We start from the raw sequence: 23,985 nt of genomic DNA on the forward strand, positions 1-23,985 counted from the left end.
ATGCATTAAAAGTATCCGCAAAATGCAGGAGACGCATGATGGATCTTCGCCAGCTTCGCCACTTGGTCGCCCTCGCTGATTACCGCAACTTCGGTCGCGCCGCCGAGGCGATCAATTTGAGCCAACCGGCGTTCAGCCGCAGCATCCAGACGCTTGAGCGCGACCTTGACTGTGAGCTGGTCGAGCGCAGCAGCCGTGAGTTTCGCCTGACCGGGCAAGGCGAACTGGTGCTGCAACATGCGCGGCGCCTGCTCGCCGGCAGTCAGGCACTGCACAACGAATTGACGCAATACAACGGCCTCACCGGCGGTGAACTGCAATTTGGTTGCGGCCCGTATCCGGCGCAAGTGCTGGTGCCGGAAGCGCTGGCCGATTTCATTCAGGCGCACCCGGCAATTCGCACGCGCTTTCATCAGGGCGACTGGCAGCAATTGTCGCTGTGGTTGCGCGAGCAGCAGATTGAGTTTTTCGTCGCCGATGCGCGGCACTTCGTCAGCGATCCGCAGTATCAGGTGCACCTGCTGCGCACTCGTCCGGGACGGTTTTTCTGTCGCGCCGGCCATCCGCTCCTCGCGCAACGAGACCTGCGATTGCGCGCCCTGCTCGATTACCCGATCGTCGGCACGCGCATTCCACCGATGATCCGCAAGGTGCTCGCCGATATCCTCGGTGAGGCGGACTTCACCCCGAGCGTCGAGTGCGCACAATTTGACGCGATCCAGCGCGTAGTGCTGCGCTCCGACGCGGTGGGGCTGGCCACGCTTGAGGCCTTGCGTGAACAACTTGATCGCGGCCTGATCGAGCTGCTCGACTTTGTCGACGTCCCCCATGACGAGCCGGCGCTGCAACTGGGTTATGGCATCGTCAGCCGCGCCGGTTTTACCCTGACGCCAGCAGCGCGGGCGATGATCGAGGCGATCCTTAGCGTCGATCAGCGTTTGCTGGCGGCTAACGGAGCGACGGGAGACACGCGCGCAACATGAGCAAAATCCATCCGCTACCCGTCAACGCTTTTTACGCGCCGACCTTGCTGCCGGCCATTGAAGAGTTGCTCGCGCGCGGCATTAGCCAAGGCGCAATCGAAGCACAACTGCGCCGCAGCCTGTTCGATCTGCGCACGCCGTTCACGCGCATGCCGCTGCTGATGTCGCGGCGCTTCTGGGGGTTTGCCGTGGAACAGAGCGGCGATCCACTGATCGGTCTGGCGGCGGGTGAACGCTTCGTTTCGACGGCCACCAATGGACTGACCTATCTGTTCGATGTCGCCGTGTCGCTGGAACGTGCCTGTGAGTTTTTCGCCGAGTACTTTGCGTTTTTCAACGGACATTTCCGTGTGCATATCCTGCGTGAAAATGGCGGCGTGACACTGCGCCTGGTCGAAGCCGGCAGTCTTGATGCTCCGGCGGCGCTGACCGATTACATCCTCGTCAGCCTGTGCAGTCTGGTGCGGCGAAAGTTGCTCGCCAGCGGCGTGAATCGTGATCCGGTGCTGGGTGTGGCGCTGGTGTCGGCCAGCCGCGAGGAACATGTATCGGCATTGCGCACCCCGGTGAGCGCAGAGCAGTCATGCGCGGCGATTTATCTGGATCCTCAGCTGTTCGTGATGCCGTTGACACCGGGTAATCCGGGATTGGAAACAACGCTTGTCGATCTGCTGGAGCAGACCCGCCGCCTCAGTGAATCGACCTTGCTCGGACAGCTCAGCGATTATCTGATCGAAGATCTGGCTTCAGCGGATTGGCAGCAATTCTGTGCTACACAGCATGTGCTTGAGCGCACGGCGGCAAGGCGCTTGAAGGCGCTGGGCTGGACTTTCAGCGAACTGCTCGATGAGCATCGGCGCTATCGGGCCGAGGACCTGTTGCAGTCCGGGGCGCTGGAGCTGGTCGAAGTGGCGGATCGCTTGGGTTACAGCGATGTGCAGGGATTCAACCGGGCTTTCGCGCGCTGGCTGGGGTGCGCGCCTGGGGAATATCGGGCGCGGTTCAACAAGGGTTGAGACTGTCGCAGCCTGTCCCGACTTGTTCGCGAGCAGGCTCGCTCCCACCTTGGAATGCAATCCCCTGTGGGAGCGAGCCTGCTCGCGAAGAGGCCCGCCCGAGCAATCCAGAACTCACTGCCCCGAAGCCACACTCGCCGGCGCCCGCTCAGGCGTAACGATGCTGCCCAGATCAATATGCTTCCACTCAGGCTTGGCCCCCAAACGCGCATTGAAGCGGTAGTTGAAGGTGAACTCATCCGCCGTCGGCACGCTTAGCGGTTTGCCATACACCGCTTCGATTGCGCCCAAGTCGTAGCCCATCACCTGCAACAGCGTCGGGAAGATGTTGTAGTGGCTGGAGCGGTCCTTGTTTGCCGGCAGATTCGCTGCCCAGTCCGGCGCCTGCAATCCACGACCCTGGATCACCACCAGCGGCACCAGCCCCTCCTCTTCCACCGGGTCGCCGCCGCAATGAGTATTCAAGCCCGGGTTGCCGCGCTCGTGCAGATCCTGGCCATGATCGGAGGTGTAGATCAGCAGCGCGTTGTTCAGGTTGGCCTGGGCAAACACCCTGGCGAAGAACTCGCCGACGTTCCACAGCAGCGTGTTCTTGTAGGCGTTGCGATACAGCACCCAGTCATCCGGCTGGCCGTTGAAACCGTTGCGTTCGCCAGTGTCGGCGACTTCAGTGAACTGTCCGCGCGGCAGCGTCGGCCGGTAGGCCATGAACGCATCAGGGTATTTGTCATGCACCGGGAAATGCGCGCCGACCTTGTTGATCACGATCAGCTCGGGGCGATTGTCGTTGAGCAGTTCGATCAGCTTCGCCGCCGCCGCCATGTCGCGGTCGCGCACGCTGGTCTGGTCGAATTGCACGAAACTGTCGATGTCGTTTTTCTCAGCGGCGGTCATCAGGTTCTGCAGGTTGCCGGCGGTGCGCTGGGCGTCGATGTAGACCGTGCCGAGCCCGGCCTTTTTCGCGTACTGCCAGATCGACGGCAACGTGCTGTTGATGCGTCTGTAGTCGGCGCGGGTGCCGCCGTAGCGCAAGGTGACGTTGGTGTCGGCGCTGCAATTGGCAATGGAGGCGGCGTAGCCAAAGTTGAAGACATCGACCCCGGCCGGCGCTTGCTTGAGGTTGCTGTGCACGCCGAACGGCGCGTTGATGTCGAGGTAATTGCCGGAAATGCTTTCGTCGATGATCAGCACAATGTCATGGCCGACGGCGGGCGTGGCGCGCGCAAGCGTCACCGTTTCACGGGGGCCAACGGTATCGTGCAGCGCCTCGTAGGCAAACAGGTTGAGGTAGGCCAGCGGCGTGTACATGATCGGCAACCCACGTGCGCCCTCACCCGCTCGTAGAAACAACAATCCGCTGAGCATCAATACGCCGACGAGGGGCGCCGCGACCCGCAACGTGTTGGGTATGAACAGCGCATGACGCGGCTTGAGTCCGATGCCGAACAACAGCAGCAAGCCACTGAGCACCGCGCGCAGGATCGCATCGCGATACTGATAGGCCGCTTCCTGAATGAAGCCGCCGGAGTACACCAGCGAAACGAAATCGCTGTACCTCAGGTAATCCGCGGTAACCCGTGTGTAAACATCAAAAAAAACCGCTGCGGCAAACATCGTTAATGCGAATGCATGTCGAACGAGAGCCTGACGTATATAGGCAGTTAGATATAACGCGAAAGTAAGCGCCAAAAACATCGCGCCAAAAACAAGTACATTCAAACCCCACCCGATAGCATTTAACCGATCCAGGTAGTAGTCGGAAAAGAGCAATAGATAGGCAACTAAAAGCAGTTCCTTGGCGTATTTAAACATGGCGATACCGGCCGTCCGAAATGGGAGGTTGTCAAAGCTTTGTCGGTCAGAACCTGACACTAGCACCCGGCCATTAAAGCGCAAGAAATGACTGATAGCCGGGTAAAGCGTCAAAAAAACGGTGACTCAAATCTGACACACCTGCAGTGCTTAAAACCTTTAATTTCGGGGACTTAGACCGTCTGTCGGCTAAATTGAATCTGAACAAATCTGTAAAGAAACAACAAATTCAATCGCAGCAATGACTTGATGGCCAATCGCCAAAAACGCCTCAAGTGTTATACCCGTGCAACATGTCATTTTGCTGACACGCTTTTCAAACGCTGCGCTATACCCCTTTAACCAACTTCTTCCGAACTTCTTCTTTTCGTTTTATCGAGGGTGCGCAGATGGACGTGAGCGTATTTGGCACTGGCTATGTCGGACTTATACAAGCCGCTGCACTTGCCGATGTCGGCCATCGGGTTTTATGCATTGATATTGATCCGAACAAGATCAAACAACTGCAACAAGCGGTTCCGCCCATTAGTGAACCAGGCCTGTCCGCGACGCTTGAAGAAAACATCAAGGCCGGGCGCTTGTTGTTCAGCACTCAGGCCAGTGATGCGGTAACTCACGCCGAGCTGATTTTCATCGCCGTCGGCACCCCGGCGGACGAAGACGGCTCTGCCGACCTCAGCCATGTGCTCAACGTCGCCCGGCAGATCGCCGGCCTGATGGAGGCTGATCGCACGCTGATCATCAAATCCACGGTGCCGGTCGGGACTGCCGATCAAGTCCTGGCCACGGCCACCAGCGAATTGCTGTTGCGCGGCAAAACCGAGCTGCAGGTGCGCGTGGTATCCAACCCGGAATTTCTCAAGGAAGGCAGCGCCCTCGCCGACTGCATGCGCCCGGACCGGATCATCATCGGCACCCGCGATGACGCTGCCCGCGAGCAGATGAGCGAGCTGTACGCGCCGTTCTGTCGCAACCACGAAAAACTGATGTTCATGGACAACCGCAGCGCCGAGCTGACCAAGTACGCGGCCAACGCGATGCTCGCCACCCGCATCAGTTTCATGAACGAACTGGCCAATCTCACCGAACTGCTCGGCGCCGACATCGAAGCGGTGCGCAAAGGCATCGGCTCCGACCCGCGCATCGGCTACCACTTCATTTATCCGGGCTGCGGCTTCGGTGGCTCGTGCTTTCCCAAGGATCTGCGTGCCCTGCTGCACACCGCCGAACACAATGGCATGCCGCTGAAATTGCTGCGCAGCGTCACCGACGTCAATGACAGCCAACGGCACATCCTGTTCAGCAAATTGCGCGCGCAGTTTCCCCAGGGCCTGGCCGGCAAATCCATTGCGGTCTGGGGCCTGGCGTTCAAACCGAACACCGACGACATGCGCGAAGCCCCCAGCCGTTATCTGATGGATGCATTGTGGGCCGAAGGCGCCAGCGTGCAGGCCTACGATCCGGAAGCCATGTCCGAGTGCCGGCGCATCTACGGCTACCGCAACGACCTGCACCTGTGCGCGACCCGCGACGATACCCTCGAAGACGCCGATGCGCTGGTGATCTGCACCGAGTGGAAAAACTTCCGCGTGGTCGATTTCGAGCTGCTCGCCGAGAAGCTGCGTTCGAAGGTAATCATCGATGGGCGCAATCTCTACAACCCGGAACAAGTAGCCGCCGCCGGCCTGCATTACAGCGGCATCGGCCTGCGCCACATCGCCCCTGAAGGGCTGCGGCCATGAAGATTCTGGTGACCGGTGCCGCCGGTTTCATTGGTGCCCATTGCGTCCTGCGCTTGCTGCGCGACGGGCATTCAGTGGTCGGCCTGGACAATTTCAACCACTACTACGACCCGCAGCTCAAGCACGACCGCGTGCAGTGGGTGCGCGAGCAGGCTGGCGATTTCCCGCTCGCTACAGTGGATCTGGCCCACGCTTCGGCCATCGACGCATTGTTTGCCCGCGAGCAGCCGCAAGTGGTGATTCATCTCGCCGCGCAGGCCGGGGTGCGTTATTCGCTGGACAATCCACGGGCGTATCTGGACAGCAACCTCAACGGGTTCCTGAACATTCTCGAGAGCTGCCGGCATCACCCGGTCGAGCACTTGATCTACGCCTCGTCGAGTTCGGTGTACGGCGCCAACCAGCACACGCCTTACTCGGTCAAGGATGGCGTCAACCATCCGCTGTCGCTGTACGCCGCGACAAAAAAAGCCAATGAACTGATGGCGCACAGCTACAGCCATCTGTTCGGCATTCCCTGCACCGGCCTGCGCTTTTTCACCGTGTACGGGCCTTGGGGCCGGCCGGACATGTCGCCGATCCAGTTCGCCCGGGCGATCAGCGAAGGCGAGCCGCTGAAGCTGTTCAATCACGGCGAGCACCAGCGCGACTTCACCTACATCGACGACATCATCGAAAGCATCGCTCGCCTCATCGATCAGCCACCGCAAGCCAACCCGCAGTGGGATCGCGAACAGCCCGACCCCGCCAGCAGCATGGCGCCGTGGCGCCTGTTCAACATTGGCGGGCAGCAACCGGTCGCACTGAAAACCTACCTCGCGCTCATGGAAAAACACCTCGATCGCAAAGCCATTGTCGAGCTGCTGCCGCTGCAACCGGGCGACGTGCTCAACACCTGCGCCGAGGCCAGCGATCTGGCCCAGGCCACCGGATTCCAGCCCCGGATAGAACTGGATGAAGGACTGGGCCGCTTCATCGCCTGGTTCCGCAACTACTACCCCACTGCCCGTGCGCCGCTTGCGGCTGAATGAATGCGGAGGACGCCATGACTGGACATGAAAGAAGTGTGTCGATTGCACAGATGCGCCCTGACAAGCGCGTCGACCCAGAACATCGCATGCGCCTTGATGCGGCGATTCACCGGCAGGGTCGCGGCTGGCTGAGCGGCCGCGATGGTGGCCGCCCATGGCAGCTGTCGCGGACCAATCGCGTGGTCGCCTGCCTCGGCGCGCTGACGATTCTCGTGCTGATCTCGCCGGTGCTGCTGGGTCTGGCCCTGGCCATCAAGTTCACCAGCCCGGGGCCGGTGCTGTTCGTGCAGAAACGCACCGGTTATCGCGGGCGCAAGTTCGGCATGTTCAAGTTCCGCACCATGGTCAGCAACGCCGAAGAACTCAAAGAGTCGCTGCGCCACCTGAACAAGCACGGGGCGGACGCCATCGATTTCAAGATCGACAAGGACCCGCGCGTCACCGGCATCGGCAGCTTTCTGCGGCGCACCAGCCTCGACGAGCTGCCCAACCTGATCAACGTGGTGACCGGCGACATGCGCCTGGTCGGCCCTCGCCCGACCTCGTTCAACGCCTATCGCTACAAGGACAATCACCTCGCGCGTCTGGCGATCTACCCCGGCATGACCGGTCTGTGGCAGATCTCCGGACGCAGCAACATCGACTTCGACCAGCGCGTTGAGTTGGACCTCAGCTACATCGCCGAGCAGAGCCTTCTGCTTGATCTGAAGATTCTGTTGAAAACCCCCTTCAAAGTATTCAGCGGCCACGGAGCAAGCTAATGGACGGTTCAACCAATAAAAGCCTGAGCATCGCCAGCCCCAGCGAATCGAATCTGACCTCGACCGTGCTGGATCTCGACCTGCGCATTCTGTTTCTGACCGCCGCCAACCCCGGCGCCGGCACCACCACCAGCGCTGTGGCACTGGCCAGTCAACTGGCGCAGATGAGCAGCGGCCAGGTGCTGCTCGTCGATGGCAGCCAGTCGGCGAACAACCTTACCCAGCAGATGAACCTCGGCAAGGAGCGCGGCCTGCGCGACCTGCTGTTCAACCCGGACAACCCGCCGCTGTTGCAGGACTGCGTGGTGCAGGTTTCGAGCCTGCCCTTTCATGTGCTGCCCAACGGCCGGCCGATCCGCACGCTGGAACACCTGACCGCCGAGCGCCTGAGCCCGTTGCTCGACCAGTTGGGCAGCCAGTACCGCTTTGTGGTGATCGATGGCGACGCGGTGTATTCGGCCGCCGACACCCTGGTCATCAGCACTCAGGTCGACGGCGTGGTGTTTGTCGTGCGCGCCGAAGACACCCGCTGGGAAGTCGCCCAGGCCGCTGTGCAACGCCTGACCCAGGCCGGGGCGAAAGTGGTCGGCAGCGTGTTCAACCGGCGCAAGTACTACATGCCCAAATGGCTTTACAAAAACCTGTAAGCGAACGCAAAGGATGACGCCATGAACGCCAGAATGCTTGTCCTGCTGTTGCTGCCGCTTGCGGGCTGCTCCAGCAATTCCGACACCCAGAACATGCCGGTGAATATTCTCACCGCCTCCCCGGCCAACGCCCAGGCGACCGATATGCCGAAGATCGAGCAGACCCTGCGCCCGCAGGATGTGCTGGACGTGATCTTCCATATCAGCACCAGCGGCTCGGACGCCTACCGCGTGCAATCGGGCGACCAGATCGGCCTGAATTTCACCGCCGCCAGCCAGCTCAACGGCAACCAGCTGGTGCTGCCCGACGGCACCATCGAGCTACCGGGCGCCAACACCTCGGTGAAAATCGCCGGGTTGACCAGCGAAGAAGCGCGCCAGGAAATCCAGCGCGTCTATCAGCGCAAACAGCTGTTCCAGCCCAACCGCAACCAGCTCACCGTGCAGATCATCAGCCCGCTGAGCAATGAGCAGAACCTGAAAAGCGCGCTGAACCACCCGGCGACCGGCATGAGTCGCGAGATCACCGTCGGCACTGACGGCTACGCGAGTTTTCCGGAAATCGGCGCCGTGCCGCTGCAAGGCATGACCGTCAATCAACTGGAATCCTTCCTCAACAAAAAGTACGCGCAACTGCCGGGCCGCATGACCGTGGACGTGCTGCTCAAGTCCACCGCGGGCAACGAGATCTATGTGCTGGGTGAAGTCGCACAACCGGGCTCGTATCCGATCCGCCGGCCGGTGTCGGTGCTCGAGGCGCTGACCCTGGCGCGCGGCACCAACGTCAAGGCGCGGCTGGATTCGGTGGTGATCATGCGGCGCAACGGCAATCAGGTGAAAGCCGTGCGCTACGACGTCGAAAAAGCCCTGTCCGGCGATGCCCCGCAAATCGCTTACCTGCAACCGGACGACATGCTCTACGTGCCAAAAACCAAACTGGCCAGCGCCGGCGAACTCGCCCGCCAACTGGCTGATGTGGTGCTGTTCCAGGGCGTCGGTTTCAGCTTCGGCTACCGCGTCGACAACAAAGACAGTGACAACTAACTCACAGGTGACCGACATGAACCCAAAGGAAAACTACCTGCATGAGTTCTTCAGGATTTTCTTCGCCAACAAGCAACTGGTGAAGCGCGTCTTCCTGACTTTTGCAGTCATCGCCCTGCTCCTGCCACTCCTGCTCAAACAGAGCTTCGACATCACCGCGCAGGTCATCGTGCAGTCGAAAAAACTCTCTCAGGGCGACGCCACCACCTCGCTCACGGTGGACAACGCGACCTTCATTCCGCCGTCGCTGGCGGACATGGAAACCGAGAGCAACATCCTCCGCTCGCCAGCGCTGATCCGCCAGACCATCAGCGAACTGCGCGACAACGGTGAATACAGCCCGCCACCTGGGGTGTTCGCCAAATTGCTCGGCGAACCGTTCAAGCGCTATGTCTCGACACCGCTGCGCGAGTACGTGATCAACCCGTTGCGCAACGGGCTCGGCATGGAAACCGATCCGGTGCGTGACACCACCCTCGACGCCCTGACCCAGCAAGCCGTCGACAGCCTGAAAATCGAAACCCTGCCCGGCTCCAACGTGATCTCGATCACTTACAGCTTCCCGGATCCGCGCCAAGGCACGACATTCGTCAGCGCCCTGCTGCAGAACTATCTGGTCAGCCGTCAGGCGTTGCAATCGATCGATTTGCCGCAGTCGTTCTACGAGACCAAAAAGCACCAGTACCAAGTGCGTCTCGATGGCCTGGAAGGTAACCGCCAAGCACTGCTGGAAAATGTTGGCGCGGCGGATCCGAAGGAAGAAATCACCTTCCGTCTCAATGCAATCAACACTGAAGAACAGGCGCTGAACCTGTATCAGGATCGCCTGCTGCAAAGCCAGCGTTGGCTCGAGTATCTGAAAACTGCGCTGGCCGCCGCCAGCAGCAGCAAGCTCAACGACTACACCTTTCCCTACACCTTCACCACCACCGTCGACAACGTGGCGTTCGAGGATCGGGAAATCAAACAGATGGGCGAGCAACTGACCAGCCAGGTCAGCCGTTACATGAACGATCTGGCGGTATTCCAGCCCGGCAGCGAGCCGATGCTGTTGACTCGCGAACAGATCGCCCGCACCCGTCAGCAGTTTCTCAAAGTGGTGAGCAACCGCATCCAGGAACGCACCGCCGACCTGGCCGTGGTCAAGCAGGTGATCGAGCAGAAAACCGCGCGCATCGCCGAGTTCAAGAGCCGCATCCGTGACCTGCAGCAGACTCAGAGCAAACTGCGTCAGATGGACACCGAGATCGATGCGCTGCACGCAGCGTTTTCGACCTATGCCCAGCGCTTCGCCGAAAGCAGCACTACGCGCTCGCTCAACGATGACCTGTCCAACGCCCGGGTTCTCAGCCCACCGTTCGAACCGACCGAGGCGGCGTTCCCGAAACCGCTGCTGATCATTCCGTTCGGGCTGTTCACCGGCCTGCTGCTGGCGATCGCCTTCGTCTACGTTCGTGAATTCTTCGATCACCGCTTCAAGCATCCGGCGCAAATCAGCCATGAGCTGGGCCTGCCGGTGCTGTTGGTGCTCAACGAAGAAACGTCGCAGCCGGGCAATCCGCACAAGAACTGGACCATGCCGAGCCTGGTTCACTGGGTGCGCAATTGAACGCGGTGTCCACCCCAATCGTCGCCCTGCCGATCATTCATTTGCTCAGCAGCGGCGGCTTCTACGGGGCCGAGCGAATGTTGCTGGATCATTGCCTGGCCACGCCGGGGCAGCACCAGGTGCTGTTCCTCGACGCACCGCCAGAATTGATCGCGCGCTTTCGCGAAGCCGGGGCGGACGCTCGCGCTTGTGCCGGGCTCGGCGAATTGCTGCGGCACTTGCGTCAGCGCCACGGCGACAAGCCGTTGCTCAACACCCACAACTTCAAAGGGCTGCTGTTCGGCTGGGTCGGCGCCACGCTGTTGCGCCTGCCGCTGGTGATCACCCAGCACGGCTTCACGCCGCGCAGCCGCAAGCAGAAGTTCTACACCTGGCTGAGCCTGCAACTGTGCCGCACGGCGTCGGTGAAACGGGTGGTCTGCGTGGCGCAAAGCATCGCCACGCTGCACCTCAAGGCCAGCGTAAAAGCGGAGAAGTTGCAGGTGATTCCCAACGGTTTGCCAGCGGCGCCGACGATGCAACTGGTGGCAGATCGGCAACGCTGGCTGGTCGGGTACGTCGGTCGGTTGAGCAGTGAAAAAGGCCCGGACCTGTTTCTCGATGCGCTGATCGGCCTGTGTCATCAGCACCCGCAACTGGACGCGGTGATGCTCGGTGACGGCCCGGAACGCGAGGCCTTGCTGGCGCGCATCGATGCTGCCGGTTTGCAGCAGCGGATTCGCCTGCCGGGCTACCAGACGGCGATGCAAGTCTGGTGGCAGCAACTCGATGCGCTGGTGATCAGCTCGCGCACCGAGGGCACGCCGATGATTCTGCTCGAAGCGATGCAGGTCGGGGTGCCGGTGGTGGCGTTCGCGGTCGGCGGCATTCCCGATGTGTTGCAGGACCGTCACAACGGCCTGCTCGCCGCGCCGACGGATACCGCCGCCCTCGCCCGCCAGCTCGACACACTGCTGGCCGAACCGAAGCTGGCCGCGCAGCTGCGCGACAACGCCAGACGCACCCAACAGGAACACTACGACCTCAAGGCTTTGGCCGAACGCTGGTCGCAGCTGTACATCCACACGGCACGGGAGGCACGCACATGATTTTCCCGCTCTCGATCGTCAGTCTGTTTGCTCTGGTCAGCTTGGGTCTGCTGGCCAGTCCCTGGCCTTATCTGGCTCCGGGAGCGGTGATTGGCCTGGTCGGTTTCACCGTCCTGTACCGCAAGCCGACCTGGGGCCTGCTCGGCATTGCCGCGCTGGTGCCGTTCGAAGGGTTCTTCAAGGACAGTTCAGTGTCGGGGAGCAAGTTGCTCGGCGCCTCGCTGGCGGTAATCGTGATGCTGCAACTGGCTCTGCATCAGATTCCGTCGCAACGCCTGCGCAGCAACCTCTGGCATTGCCTGATCGGCTTCATGGTTCTGTATTTTCTCAGCCTGCTCAATACCGACGACATGGGCATGTCGCTGGGGCACCTGCGCGAACTCAGCGTCGGCCTCGTACTTTTTGCCATCACCCTGTTGATCGGCCGCGAACTGAACCTCGACCTGTTCGCCCGCCTGGTGACCCTTGCCGTCACCGCAACCTGCGCCATGGCAATGTTCTCGGCGAAGTTTCAGGATCAGGGGCGCGCCGCCGGCCTGCTCGAAGACCCCAACGCCTTCGCCATGCTCATCGCCTTCGCCATTCCTCTCGGACTGCTGCTGGTGATCCGCAGCCCGAACCTGCTGCACCGCTTGTTCTGGGGCGCTTGCTGCCTGTTGTTGCTGGGCGGCATGACCAAGACCGAATCGCGGTCCGGGCTGGTGGTATTGGCGTTGAGCCTGCTCATCGGCATCTGGCACTACCGCGCGCAACTGACCCACATCCGTCCACGGCACCTGGGTTTCGTCATGCTCGGTGCGGCCATCGTGATTCCGCTGGCGATCTACGCCATGCCCGCCGGTTACATGGCGCGGATCCAGTCATTGAGCATCCTCAGCGCCGGCTCCAAGGCGCAGGACGAATCCCTCGGCCGCCGTGCTTCCTACATCGTCGTCGGCAGCCAGATGATCCGCGAGCACCCGGTGCTCGGCTCCGGCCCTGGCACCTTTCCGCTGCATTACGCGACCACCGGTTATGCCAAGGCGTTTTCCGCCAACCGCAAGATCGGCGACCTGTACCGCCGCGCCCACAACACCTATCTGGAAATCTTCAGCGAACTGGGCGTGCCCGCCGGGCTGTTCTTCGTCGGCATGCTCGGGCTCGGTCTGTACAACCTGATCCGCGCGCGGGCGGCGTGGATGCTGCGCGGTGACGGATATCGGGCAGACATGATGACCCACCTGGGGGTGAGCTTTCTGTCGCTGACCCTGTTCCTGATGTTCCTCAGCGCGCCGAACCAGAAGTACGTGTGGATCATGCTGGCGCTGACCAGTGTGCTGCGCATCAAGGCCGAGCAGGCGCCACTGACTACGGAGACGCAGACATGAAGCGGATCAGCATCGTCATTCCGATGTACAACGAGGCGCGGCACATTGGCCGTACCCTGCTCGCCGCCCAAAAAGCTGCACACGCGGCCAACGTCGAGTGCGAGCTGATCGTGGTCGACAACGGCTCGAACGACCAGGGTCCGCACATTGCCCGGCAATTCGGCGCAACCGTGCTCAGTTTGCCGGGGCTGTTGATCGGCGCGCTGCGTAATCGCGGCACGGCGATCGCCAGCGGCGAATGGCTGGCCTTCATCGACGCCGACGTTGAAATGCCGGAAACCTGGTTGCAGCCGTTATTCGACATCGAAGCCAGTGGCCAGGCCGATGTGTTCGGCCTGGACCTGCACACCCCGGCCGAAGCGCCATGGTTCGCCACGGCCTGGCAACGCCGCTCTTCGCAGCCCTCGCACCGCGTCAGCCACAGCGTCGATTGGCTGCCCAGTTCCAACCTGCTGATGCGTCGCGACTGGTTCGATAAGGTCGGCGGTTTCAACGAAACCCTGCGCACCGGCGAAGACAAGGAATTCACCCTGCGCCTGCACGAACAGGGCGCGCGTCTGCTGTCGGTCAATGACAAGGTCGCGCTGCACTGGGGTTACGAAATGAACTGGCGCGAATGGATGGGCAAGGAAATGTGGCGCCAGGGCAGCCATCTGCAACTGCTGCGCACCCATGGCATGAGCCTGCGCCTGCTGCGCTTTCCAATGCTGTCGTTGTTCGTCTGGCTGCTGGACTTTCTGGCGATCTCGGCGCTGCTCGACGGTTTTCCGCACCACGCAGCGCTAATGGTGACGCTGACCCTGATGCCGGGGCTGGTACTGAGCGTTCGCCAGAGTCTCAAGCACCGTGATCCGCTCCTGACCCTGCAACTGTGGGGCCTGCACTGGCTGCGCCTGCATCTGGCCGGCGCGGCGTTCATTTTGAGTCTGTGTCAGTGGAACGCAAGGAGGCCTGCCCGTGGCTGAGTTCATTTTCTGGATGTGCCTGTTGCTGCCGGTATACGCCTACGTCGGTTACCCGCTGTTGCTGACCATTCTCGCGCCGCTGTTTCCGGCGTGGCGACACACGCCGGCGCCGCCGCTGGACGTCAGCATCGTCATCGCCGCGCACAACGAGGCGCGGCATATCGAGCACAAGTTGCGCACGCTGCTGGCGCAGGATTATCAACCGGCGACGCTGCAGATCATTCTCGCCAGCGACGGCTCGACCGATGACACCGTGGCCTGCGCGCACAAGGTGATTGATCCGCGCATCACCGTGCTCGACCTGCCGCGTCAAGGCAAAGCCGCCACGCTGAATGCCGGCGCGGCCCTGAGCAGCGGCGACATTCTGGTGTTCACCGATGCCGACAACCAATGGTCACGCGACACCCTCGGCCACTTGCTCGCGCCGCTGAGCGATCCACAGGTAGGCGCTTGCGCCGGGCACATGGTGATCCCGGTTACTGGTGGCGGCCTGAGCATCGGCGACAGCCTGTACCGGCATTACGAAGGCTGGCTGCGCCGGGTCGAGAACCGCACCGGCTGCATGGTCTCCGCTGACGGCGCCCTGCTAGCCCTGCGCCGCGAGTTGTTCCAGAACGTACCGGCCGAGGTCAACGACGATTTCTTCATCAGCACCTGCGCACCGGTGGCCGGCAAGCGCATCGTCTACGTGCCCGAAGCGCAGGTTATCGACCATGGCGTCGACGAGGCGGACAAACAGTTTCGCCGTCGTCAGCGCGTCACCGTCGGCGGCCTGCAAAGCCTGGCCCAGCGCCGCGAGCTGCTCAATCCGCTCAAGCATGGCCTGTATTCACTGGCGTTGATCAGCCACAAACTGATCCGCCGCCTGGCGCCGGTTCTTCTTCTGCCATTGCTGCTGAGCAATTGCTGGCTGTGGGACGAGCACGGCTTCTATCGCCTGAGCCTGATCGCGCAACTGTTCGGCTACAGCGTGGCAATTGCCGGCCTGCTGGATGGGCAACACCGCTTGCCGAAACCGTTCCGCCTCGCCGCGTTTCTGCTGGTCACCCTCGCCGGGATGAGTCTTGGCCTGTGGCAGTTCCTGCGCGGCCAGCGGTATGCCCAGTGGAATCCGGAACAGAACCGTTAAGAGGACCGAAGCCATGGCGATCAAACAACTGATAAAAAGCACCAGTGGCTGGCTCTATCTCAACTCGCCCGTGGGTCGTCAGCAGTTGCAAGGCGCGGGGGTGATTCTGATGCTGCACCGCGTGCTGTCCAACGACCGCGCCGCCGACCTGCCGCACCGCAATGAACTGTGCGTCGGACCGAAAGCGTTCGAGCACTTGCTGGTGTGGCTGCGCAAGCATTTCGACTGCGTGCCGCTGATGGAAATTCTCCAGCCCAACGCCCTGCGCAGCGAGCGCCCACGGGTGGCGCTGACTTTCGACGATGGCTGGCGTGACAACGCCGTCAACGCCTTCGCGCTGCTGCAAAAACATCAAGTGCCGGCGAGCATTTTCCTCTCTACCGATTTCATCGGCAGTCGCCAACGGTTCTGGTGGGAAAGCCTCGGCGAAACCCTCTGGGGCAGCCACGGTGAAAAGGCACGCATGCACCTGATCGAATGCCTGCATGCGCACAAACATCCGCTGCCAGTGCTGCTCGATGACATTGATGTCGAGCGCCGCAGTCTGGCGCTGCTGCATTACCTGCAAGGGTTGAAAAGCCTGGCGCCGCAGGAACTGGAAGAGCTCACCGACGAATGCCCGAAGGACTCGCTGCCACAGGCACTGGACTGGCATCAGGTGCGTGCGATGGAAGCTTCCGGGCTGGTGCGGTTCGGCCCGCACGGCGCCAGCCACGCGATCCTCACCGGCCTCGACGATGTACGCCTGAGCGAAGAAATCCGCCGCAGCCGCGACGCATTGAACAACGGCTGCAACCGACCTCTACCGGTGTATTGCTACCCCAACGGCGACAACGATGAACGCGTACGCCAGCAGGTCGCGGACCACGATTACCCATTTGCGCTGGGCACCGGCACCGGGATCTATCGCGGCGACGGCGACCCGTTGAACCTGCCGCGTTTTGGCGTCAGCCAGCGCACCGCGCGCCATCCGCAATTGCTGTCGTGGCGGATTTACCGGGGAGCGCGGCCATGAGCCGAGGCAACTACCTCAAGCATCTGGCGCTGAGCATGGGCACCAAACTGGCGATGATCGCCCTGCGTTTGCTGCGCAACGTGTTGCTCGCGCGGATTCTCGGCCCCAGCGAACGCGGCCTGTTCGCCCTGCTCAGCACCCTGCCTGACCTGATCAGTGCGGCCACCAGCGGCGGTCTGAACTCGGCGGTCGGTTATCAGGCGGCGAAGCAGCGGCCGATGGGTTTGTTGCTCAGCCAGGTGCTGGTATTCGGTTGTCTGCTGGCCGGTTTGCTGACTTTGCTGGTGGTGGCGCTGGTGCGCGAATTCGGCACGCAACTGGACGTGACCATGCAACTGGGCCTGCTCGCCTGGCTGTTGCTGCTGGCGGTGCCGTTGACCGTGTTGAAAAGCGGCCTGCTGACCCTGCACAACGCCTCGGGTGGCGTGGTAGCGTTCAACGTCTTGCGCCTGATCGAATCACTGGCGCCGCTGTTGCTGTTCGTCGCACTGTTCTGGATGTGGCAGAGCGCAGCGCTGGAAGCGGCGCTGATCAGTTGGCTGGCCGGGATCAGTCTGGTGGTGCTCGCCGGTTGGGTCTGGCTGAAGCGGACGCAGCCGTTGCAGCTGCAATGGGATCGCGCCAGCCAGAAGGAACTGCTGCGCTACAGCGCGCGCAGCCATCCAGATCTGCTGTTCCAGCAAGTAATTCTGCGCTCCGATTACCTGTTCATCGGCGCCCTGCTCGGCAGCACCGCGCTGGGCCATTACGCCATGGCCAGCGCTGCTGCCGAATTGCTGTTGATCGTCCCCGAAGCGGTGACCACACCACTGATGAAACGCCTGCTGCAACAGGATGAAGGCATGGACAAGGTCACTCCGCTGGCGCTGCGCCTGACCGCGACGGTGATGCTCGGCGCCTGCCTGAGCATGGCCGTGATCGGCGAGTGGTTGATCGTCACCCTGTTTGGCGCTGCCTACCAGCCGGCGTACCCGGCGCTGCTGGCGTTGCTGCCGGGGCTGTTGGGTCTGTGCTACGCGAGCATTCTACGCCTGGACTTGCTGGGCAAGAATCGCCCCGGCACGGTGTCGTTGTTGATGGGGTTGGGGGCGCTGCTCAATCTGGCGTTGAATCTGGTGCTGATTCCGGCCTACGGCATTGTTGGCGCCGCTGCCGCCTCATCGATCGCCTATCTGGCAGTCACCGTGGCCATGCTCGTGCTGTATTGCCGTTTGAGCGGCGTGCCGTTCTGGCAAACCCTGATCATCCTGCCCCGCGACGTGCTGCCGATGTGGTCGATGCTGCAGAGGAAGCCGGCATGAAAGGCTGGTACCTGCTGTTCGGTCTCGGCTTGTCGCTGGACGCTTTGGCGGCGTCGATGCGCTGGGGCGAGATTCGGGACGGCAGTCTGTTTCTGCAAACAGATCAGCCCGACAGCGTGACCGTGCGCTGGACCCCGGCGTGGCAAGCGGATGCCAACGAAGAGCAGTTGTACCTGCTCGACGGTCGCGGCAAATTGCTCGGCCAACGCTTGATCAAGGCCAGCGAAACCCGTGGCAGTCAGAGCTGGCCGCTGCTGCCCGGCGCGGCGAGTTATCGGCTGGAAATTCCTGGCTACAGCTTCCGCCACTACCGCATCGAACACGATGCGCGCACCGTCGCCCTGTTTGCCCCGGCCAAAGTGCACTTCAGTGCCGAAAGCAAAAATGGCGACGTGCTGTATTTCAAAGTTGCGGCCGGTGAGCACGCGGTGCTCGCCGGCAAATTCCATGGCGGCGTCACCGCATTGCAGGCGCAGCGGGTCGGCGACCACCAGGCACTGACCCTCGCATTGAAACCCTATCGCGCCTATTGGCAGTTCGATCAGATTGCATTGCCAGTCAGCCCCCGCGAGCAGGTCTGGCGCCTGCAATTGCAGGGCAGCGGCAAAGCGGCGTTCTGGCTCGACGGCACAGCCAATCTGTTTGCCCAGAATCCGCAGCAACTGCAACCGCTGCGTGAAGAGGTCGCAGAGGTGCGGCTGGTACTGCATGACAAAGTCCTCGGACGCACGCCGGATCTTGGCATCGCTCTGCCTTACGTGATGCCGCCAGCGGCCAGCCACGCGCTGCTCGATGCGCTGAAGCCGACGGCGGCGAGCTATTACAGTTTTGTCGACGTCACGGCGCAGAATCCACAGTTCGAGGACGCTTTCCGCCGGGTGTACCAGCAGCGTTTCGGCATCCGCAACGACATCACCCTGCTGGCCGGCAGTCAGCGCCAGGCCGATCTGCGCGCCGACGTGCAGAGCAACAGCGGCCTCGACGCCTGGCTGGCGAGCACCCGCGCCCTCGGCGGCAGCGGCACGCATTACATCGGCTTTGCCGACGAGCCCAATCTCAACTACTCCAGCTACGAGCAATATCAGGCGATTTTCACCAGCATGGCCCGTCAGGTGCGCAGCGACCCGGCGAATGCCCGCGCCGGTGTGCGCATCGCCATGCCGGCCAGCTCGCGACTGGTCAACGGCCCGTTCGCCGATAATGCGGCAGACAAGCGCGGAATCGATTGGGCACGGCGCCTGCTCAGCGAGTCAGCCGACCAGATCGATGCACTGGCCTGGCATGAATGGATGATTCGCGATCTGCTCGCCACCCGCGTCTACCGCGACAGCGTGCGCCGCGCCGCCGAACTGGTCGGCCTCGACGCCAATGGTCAGCCGCGCAAGGCCTTGCTGCTCGATCAGACCAACCTGTCCAGCGGCTCCAGCCTCAGCCCCTACGATCAGGAAACCCACTACACTTCGCTGTGGTGGGCGTCGGTGGTGATCAATGCCTCGCAGGACGGCTTGCTGAGCATGCTCAACTGGTTTCAGGCCGCCGATGAGCCGCATTACCCCAAAGGCATGTTGCGCATATTGGGCGAGGATCGCTTCGAGCTGAAACCGGTCGGTCTGGCCCAGCAATTCATCGCCCGCCACTGGCTGCGCCAAGTGCTGCAACTGGATAACGACGCCTTCGAGGTGGATGTGCTGGCGATGGCCGGCGACGAGCAGCGCACGTTGCTCGGAGTGAACAAAGGGACGCGCCTGCAACGCGTCGATCTGAGCGGCGCCAGGTGCCCGCTGAACCATGGCGCCCTGCGTTACTTCGGCGCCGACAATCGCAGCCGCGACGCACCGTTTGCCTGCGACAACGGGCGCGTGCGTTTCGAACTGCCGGGACAAACCCTGTTTGCCCTGAGCTGGAGCGCTTCATGAGCCGCCCTTCGATGCTCTGCCGCGCGGGCTTGATGCCGCGCATGGCACCCTCATCAGGAGAAGAGACCATGGATGTTTTGCAAAAACTCAGCGGACATATTCGTCGTAAAGGCCTGCGAGCGACCTTGGGCAAGATCCGCAAACTGTACATTTTTTCCCATCAGCAACTGCTGTGGATGGAGCGCGACCTGGTCAGCCCGGTGCCGCCGCACCGCCTCAAACCTTATCCGCCACTGCGCGTGGTCAGGATTACGGCGGACAACGCCAGCGCTTTCGCGCGTTACTTTGGTGACCGTGTCGGCACGATGGCCGAGCTGGCCAAAGAGGGCCACACCGGGCACATGCATGTCGACGAGCAAGGCGATGCCGTAGCGTTTATCTGGGGCACGCCGCGGGATTATTTCGACCGGCATTACTACGGCTGCCGGTTCCCGGTGAAACCCGGCGAGTTCTTCGAGTTCGGCGGCGAACTGGCCCGGGCCTACTGGGGTACAGAGCTGTCGGTGGACCTGCAATTGCGCCTGTGGGAAGCCATGGCCGCCCAGGGCTGCCGCAAAGTGGTCGATGTCTGTGAGTCGACCAACATACCGGCGCTCAAGCTGCACCTGCGCATGAGCTATACCGAACAACAGCGGATCATGAATATCTACACGCTGTTCGGTCGCTGGCGCTTCTATCGCGAAACCCGCTACAGCGGTTCGCGCTTGGCGGCGCTGGGTAAAACTTCCCGTCCACCTGTCAACGCAACGGCGGCCTGAACCTATGGTGATGCGATTCGAATGGCGCACGTCCCTGTGCGCCGCCGACTTCCCGGCAACCGCGTATGAAACGCTGCGCCTGGGCGTGAGCGACCATACGCCGTTCAACAATCTCGGCTGGTTGTGCGCGGCCGAACAGGCTTTGGCCGAGGATCAGCGCCTGCACATTCTGCTCGGTTGGGAAGCCGCAGAACTGCGTCTGTGCCTGCCGCTGGTGGCCAGCCGCGAGCGCTTCGCCGGCGTGCCGTTTCGGGTCTTGCATCACTTGGGTTATCCGCTGGCCGATCGTCTGGCTTTGCTGTCACTGCTCGGCGGCGAGGACATGCACGAGGCGCTGCTGTTGATTCGCCAGCGCCTGCCCCATGCACTGTTGCAACTCAATGAGCTGTCGGAACCTGCGGGTGAAGAAAGTGCCGTCACCGCATGGATGGCGCGCAGTTCCACTGCCGAACGGCGCCTGAGCTGCCGGGTGCCGGTGCATCTGATCAGCGAAGCCGACCATCAGGAAGTCTCCGGCGACCCGCGCTACAAACTGCGCCGGGCTCGCAAACGGATCGCCGCGTGCGGTGCGCAGATCCGCCGGATCACTCCAGATGCGCTGAGCATGGCTGCCTTGTTGCAGACCATCAGCGAAGTCGAGGCGGTGAGCTGGAAAGGCGATGAAGGCGTCGGTATTTTCGCCACACCGCGCAGCCGCCAATGGATCGAACGCGCCTTCACCGCCCTCGCCGGCCAAGGCCTGGTGCGCGTGGTGATGCTCGAGCTGAACGGCCGCTGCATCAGCTATCGTCTCGGCCTGCTCGAACAGGGCCGGCTCTACGATTACAACCTCGCCTTCCTGCCGCAGTACGCCGACCTGGGCAGTGGCCGGGTGTTGCTGGAGGAATGGATTCGCTGGGGCCTGGATGAGCACTGGCACTGGATCGATGCCTCGCGGGTCAGCCTGGAAAACTCCAGCCATCAACTGCACGAACGCATGACCGGGCAGCTGGAACACTGGCGCTGGAGTTTCTATTCGTGGCGCCCAAGTGGGCTGGCATTGGGTCTGGCGCTGCGCATCTGGTATCGCTGCAAGCCCGCCGTGCAACAGTGGCGGGCCCGCCGTGCAAACAAAAAACCTGCAGCGCTGGTTCAACCTGTCGCAATCACTCCGGAGGGCGGCCATGCCTCGCCAAGTCATAGTCAACGCTGATGACTTCGGTCTCAGCGCCAACGAAAACGCAGTGATCTTCGCTGCCTTCCAGGCCGGCCTGATCAGCTCAGCCACGGCCATGGCCAACATGCCGGCGTTTGAAGCCGCCTGCACCATGGCCCGCCATCCGACGCTGCATGGGCGGATCGGCCTGCACTTCAACCTGACCTACGGACGCCCGCTGAGCCAGGCGATCCTGGGGCGGCGGACCTTCTGCGATGGCAACGGCGTGTTCGACCTCAACCTGCCCCGCCACAGCCTGTGGCTGGGTCGCGCAGACCGTGACGCGGTGCGCGCCGAGTTGCAGGCGCAATGGCAACGCTGCGTCGATCACGACATGCGCCCGAGCCATATCGACTCGCACCAGCACGTACACAACATCTGGCCGATCGGCGAAATCGTCGCGAAGTTTGCCGCCGAGCAAGGCGTACCGATCCGGCTGGCGCGCAACCTCGGGCTCAACCTCACGCTGCCCAAGCGCCTATTCAAGGGTTTGCTCAATGGCCGTTTGCAGAGCCTGGCGCGGGTCACCGCCGACTACGTCTGCACCCCGGTGGACGTGCGCAATGCCAGCGTCCCCAGCGACGGCGTGCTGGAAATCGTCGCCCACCCGACCCGCCTCGGCGTCGATTTCGGTGATGCCTATCTCGACTCCGGCGAGTCGTTGAGCGAGGTACTCGAACAGGGTTTGAGGGGCGTCGCGCGAGTCTCGTATGCCGACCTCAACCGAGAAGAAACACAGGGTGCCACGGCGCTCGAATGAATCACCGCTGTAACGACACTCACCACAACATCCGGGCCAAGACCCTGGAGGGGCATCATGAGCATCATCACCAAAGTGCAAGATCGCATCAGACAAAAAGGCCTGAGCCGCACCGTCGGGACGTTGTGGAAACGCTACGTGTTCTTCCACTGGGAACTGCTGTGGATGGAGCGCGACCTGGTCAGCCCGGTGCCGCCGCACAAACTGCGCCCGTATGAAGGCCTGCGCAAAGTCGACATCACCGCGCAGAATGCCGTGGCGTTCAGCAAACACTTCGGCGACCGTGTCGGCACCATGGCGGAACTGGCAGCCGAGGGCCATACCGGGCACATGTACCTGGACGCCGATGGCCACGCCGTGGGCTTTATCTGGGGCAGCATTCGCGACTACCACGACCGCCACTATTACGGCTGCACCTTCCCGGTCAAACCCGGCGAGTTCTTCGAATTCGGCGGCGAAATGATCCGCGCCTACTTCGGCAGCAGCCTGTCGGTGGACGTGCAGGTTGCGCTGTGGCAAGCGATGGCGGCGCAGGGTTGCACCAAGGTCGTCGACGTCTGTGAAACCCATAACATTCCGGCGCTGAAACTGCATATCCGCATGGGTTATCAGGAACAGGGCCGGGTGACCCACGTCTACTGCCTGTTCGGCCGCTGGAAATTCTTCCGCGAAACCCGCTATGAAGGCTCACGCCTGGATCCGCTGCGCAAACCGGGTCGGCCGGTGGTGAGTGCAGCGGCGCAGGCTTGATCCGATCTTGTGACATGTGGCGGTCGCAAGGCCGCCATCGCGAGCAGGCTCGCTCCTACACTGGACAGTCGCCATACGCGAAACCAATGTGGGAGCGAGCCTGCTCGCGAAGAGGCCAGTCATCGCAATGAAGGTTCTCAGGCCTTGCGCGCCACCAGGCTAAAGCACATCGGCAGCTGCGCCTGCTGGTTCAGGTAGCAGTCATACACCTCTTCCCGGTTCGAATGCGCATATTCCTGAAAATCCACAATGCTCAGCCCCGCTCCAATGGCGCCGCTGAAGATCGCGCCCAGCGTATGCACGAACCAGTACGACTTCGCCGCCGGCTGCTCGACCTTGCCGACATACACAATCGGTTCTTCCTGCACAAACGGCTCGGCACGGAAATACGAGCTGTCGAGGCGGTAGGGATCTTCAGCCTGCGGATCAACCATCTCCAGAAACGGATGGGTTTCGTAGATCACCAGTTTGCCGCCCGGCTTCAGCACCTGCGCGACATGATGGAAGAATTCGCCGATGTCAGGCATCCAGTTGAGTACACCAATGGTAATCAGGGCTACGTCGAAGCGGTTATGCAGCGATGCGGGCAGATGGTGGATGTCGCTCTCGACGAATTCGGCAGTATGCGGCGAGCGGCTGTTGAGCTCGCGGGCCTGCTCAAGAAACGCTGCCGATTGATCGACGCCGACGACACTGCGCGCACCCAGCGCAAACAGCGACAGGCTTTCCCGACCGTTATTGCAGCCCAGTTGAATCACGTCCTTGCCATCGACTTCCAGCAAGCCGCGCAAAGTGTCATCAAGGCAGCAAAACTCCGCCTGCGCGACATCGTTGAGCAATGCCTGCCAGTCCGGTGAATCCTGATGATGACGGGCGGAATCGTTCCATGCCTGTCGATTGCTTTCGATGGCGGTTGTGGGGTTGGGCACTTCCATGGCGCTACTCCGGGTGAGGCTCGTGATTGAGCGGCGTGAGTGTAGAACAGACCCGGGGTGGCGGTTGTTCCAATGTTGTAATCACACTGCGCAGTCCTCTTCAGCGAGTCCTACAGAAAAAGGAAGGAACTCGGGATACCCCAACCGTTTTCCTACATCTT

General features: G+C 61.9%; 21 protein-coding genes. 19 read left to right on the plus strand and 2 right to left on the minus strand.

What is annotated here, in order from left to right:
• Window positions 1-38: 38 nt before the first annotated feature.
• Both KVG85_RS10265 and KVG85_RS10270 read left to right on the plus strand, forming a co-directional pair.
• Window positions 39-983 carry a LysR family transcriptional regulator gene (locus KVG85_RS10265; RefSeq protein WP_217863772.1) on the plus strand — a complete coding sequence of 315 codons (945 nt, stop codon included), beginning with the start codon at window positions 39-41 and terminating at the stop codon, window positions 981-983.
• Window positions 980-1,999 (plus strand): AraC family transcriptional regulator, encoded by a 1,020-nt coding sequence (locus KVG85_RS10270; RefSeq protein WP_217863773.1) that lies wholly within the window; start codon window positions 980-982, stop codon window positions 1,997-1,999. The genes KVG85_RS10265 and KVG85_RS10270 overlap by 4 nt, the downstream gene beginning before the upstream one ends.
• 114 nt (window positions 2,000-2,113) lie before the next feature.
• On the opposite strand, the gene KVG85_RS10275 is transcribed toward KVG85_RS10270, so the two are convergent.
• The gene (locus KVG85_RS10275; protein WP_217863774.1) at window positions 2,114-3,811 is read right to left on the minus strand and encodes a sulfatase-like hydrolase/transferase; all 1,698 of its coding nucleotides are present in this window, start codon (window positions 3,809-3,811) and stop codon (window positions 2,114-2,116) included.
• A 389-nt stretch (window positions 3,812-4,200) separates the two neighbouring features.
• Here KVG85_RS10275 and KVG85_RS10280 point away from each other — a divergent pair, with 389 nt between their 5' ends.
• The 17 genes from KVG85_RS10280 to KVG85_RS10360 all read left to right on the plus strand — a co-directional run bounded on the left by KVG85_RS10280 (window position 4,201) and on the right by KVG85_RS10360 (window position 22,889).
• Window positions 4,201-5,553, plus strand: a complete 1,353-nt coding sequence (locus KVG85_RS10280) for a UDP-glucose dehydrogenase family protein (protein WP_016774103.1) — start codon at window positions 4,201-4,203, stop codon at window positions 5,551-5,553.
• Entirely contained in the window at window positions 5,550-6,584 is a 1,035-nt protein-coding gene (locus KVG85_RS10285; RefSeq protein ID WP_217863776.1) for an NAD-dependent epimerase, read from the plus strand. Before KVG85_RS10280 ends, KVG85_RS10285 begins: the two co-directional genes overlap by 4 nt.
• A 14-nt stretch (window positions 6,585-6,598) precedes the next feature.
• The gene (locus KVG85_RS10290; RefSeq protein WP_110646483.1) at window positions 6,599-7,345 is read left to right on the plus strand and encodes a sugar transferase; all 747 of its coding nucleotides are present in this window, start codon (window positions 6,599-6,601) and stop codon (window positions 7,343-7,345) included.
• Complete coding sequence (locus KVG85_RS10295; protein ID WP_217863777.1) at window positions 7,345-7,992, plus strand: CpsD/CapB family tyrosine-protein kinase; 648 nt, start codon at window positions 7,345-7,347, stop codon at window positions 7,990-7,992. Before KVG85_RS10290 ends, KVG85_RS10295 begins: the two co-directional genes overlap by 1 nt.
• Before the next feature lie 21 nt (window positions 7,993-8,013).
• Window positions 8,014-9,036, plus strand: coding sequence for a polysaccharide biosynthesis/export family protein (locus tag KVG85_RS10300; RefSeq protein WP_129999083.1), 1,023 nt, complete (start codon window positions 8,014-8,016; stop codon window positions 9,034-9,036).
• Window positions 9,037-9,052: 16 nt separating this feature from the next.
• On the plus strand, window positions 9,053-10,645 hold the full coding sequence (locus KVG85_RS10305; RefSeq protein WP_039762801.1) for a GumC family protein: 1,593 nt from the start codon (window positions 9,053-9,055) through the stop codon (window positions 10,643-10,645).
• The gene (locus KVG85_RS10310) at window positions 10,642-11,733 is read left to right on the plus strand and encodes a glycosyltransferase family 4 protein (protein ID WP_217863778.1); all 1,092 of its coding nucleotides are present in this window, start codon (window positions 10,642-10,644) and stop codon (window positions 11,731-11,733) included. The genes KVG85_RS10305 and KVG85_RS10310 overlap by 4 nt, the downstream gene beginning before the upstream one ends.
• Window positions 11,730-13,100, plus strand: coding sequence for an O-antigen ligase family protein (locus KVG85_RS10315; RefSeq protein WP_217863779.1), 1,371 nt, complete (start codon window positions 11,730-11,732; stop codon window positions 13,098-13,100). Before KVG85_RS10310 ends, KVG85_RS10315 begins: the two co-directional genes overlap by 4 nt.
• Window positions 13,097-14,065 carry a glycosyltransferase family 2 protein gene (locus tag KVG85_RS10320; protein WP_217863780.1) on the plus strand — a complete coding sequence of 323 codons (969 nt, stop codon included), beginning with the start codon at window positions 13,097-13,099 and terminating at the stop codon, window positions 14,063-14,065. Before KVG85_RS10315 ends, KVG85_RS10320 begins: the two co-directional genes overlap by 4 nt.
• A complete protein-coding gene (locus KVG85_RS10325) occupies window positions 14,058-15,194 on the plus strand; it encodes a glycosyltransferase family 2 protein (protein WP_217863781.1) in 1,137 nt (378 codons plus the stop codon). Before KVG85_RS10320 ends, KVG85_RS10325 begins: the two co-directional genes overlap by 8 nt.
• Before the next feature lie 13 nt (window positions 15,195-15,207).
• Window positions 15,208-16,209 (plus strand): polysaccharide deacetylase family protein, encoded by a 1,002-nt coding sequence (locus KVG85_RS10330; RefSeq protein ID WP_217863782.1) that lies wholly within the window; start codon window positions 15,208-15,210, stop codon window positions 16,207-16,209.
• On the plus strand, window positions 16,206-17,510 hold the full coding sequence (locus KVG85_RS10335) for an oligosaccharide flippase family protein (protein ID WP_217863783.1): 1,305 nt from the start codon (window positions 16,206-16,208) through the stop codon (window positions 17,508-17,510). Before KVG85_RS10330 ends, KVG85_RS10335 begins: the two co-directional genes overlap by 4 nt.
• Complete coding sequence (locus tag KVG85_RS10340) at window positions 17,507-19,426, plus strand: hypothetical protein (RefSeq protein WP_217863785.1); 1,920 nt, start codon at window positions 17,507-17,509, stop codon at window positions 19,424-19,426. Before KVG85_RS10335 ends, KVG85_RS10340 begins: the two co-directional genes overlap by 4 nt.
• A gap of 68 nt (window positions 19,427-19,494) precedes the next feature.
• Complete coding sequence (locus tag KVG85_RS10345; protein WP_064363960.1) at window positions 19,495-20,184, plus strand: GNAT family N-acetyltransferase; 690 nt, start codon at window positions 19,495-19,497, stop codon at window positions 20,182-20,184.
• 4 nt (window positions 20,185-20,188) lie between these two features.
• Window positions 20,189-21,376: a GNAT family N-acetyltransferase gene (locus KVG85_RS10350; protein ID WP_122700565.1), complete on the plus strand. Its 1,188-nt coding sequence runs from the start codon at window positions 20,189-20,191 to the stop codon at window positions 21,374-21,376.
• Window positions 21,348-22,139, plus strand: coding sequence for a ChbG/HpnK family deacetylase (locus KVG85_RS10355; RefSeq protein ID WP_217863786.1), 792 nt, complete (start codon window positions 21,348-21,350; stop codon window positions 22,137-22,139). Before KVG85_RS10350 ends, KVG85_RS10355 begins: the two co-directional genes overlap by 29 nt.
• A 57-nt stretch (window positions 22,140-22,196) precedes the next feature.
• Entirely contained in the window at window positions 22,197-22,889 is a 693-nt protein-coding gene (locus tag KVG85_RS10360; RefSeq protein WP_217863787.1) for a GNAT family N-acetyltransferase, read from the plus strand.
• Between the two features lie 137 nt (window positions 22,890-23,026).
• On the opposite strand, the gene KVG85_RS10365 is transcribed toward KVG85_RS10360, so the two are convergent.
• Complete coding sequence (locus KVG85_RS10365; protein WP_217863788.1) at window positions 23,027-23,824, minus strand: class I SAM-dependent methyltransferase; 798 nt, start codon at window positions 23,822-23,824, stop codon at window positions 23,027-23,029.
• Window positions 23,825-23,985: the final 161 nt, after the last annotated feature.

The sequence above is a fragment of the Pseudomonas triticicola genome (assembly GCF_019145375.1).
GTDB lineage: Bacteria > Pseudomonadota > Gammaproteobacteria > Pseudomonadales > Pseudomonadaceae > Aquipseudomonas > Aquipseudomonas triticicola.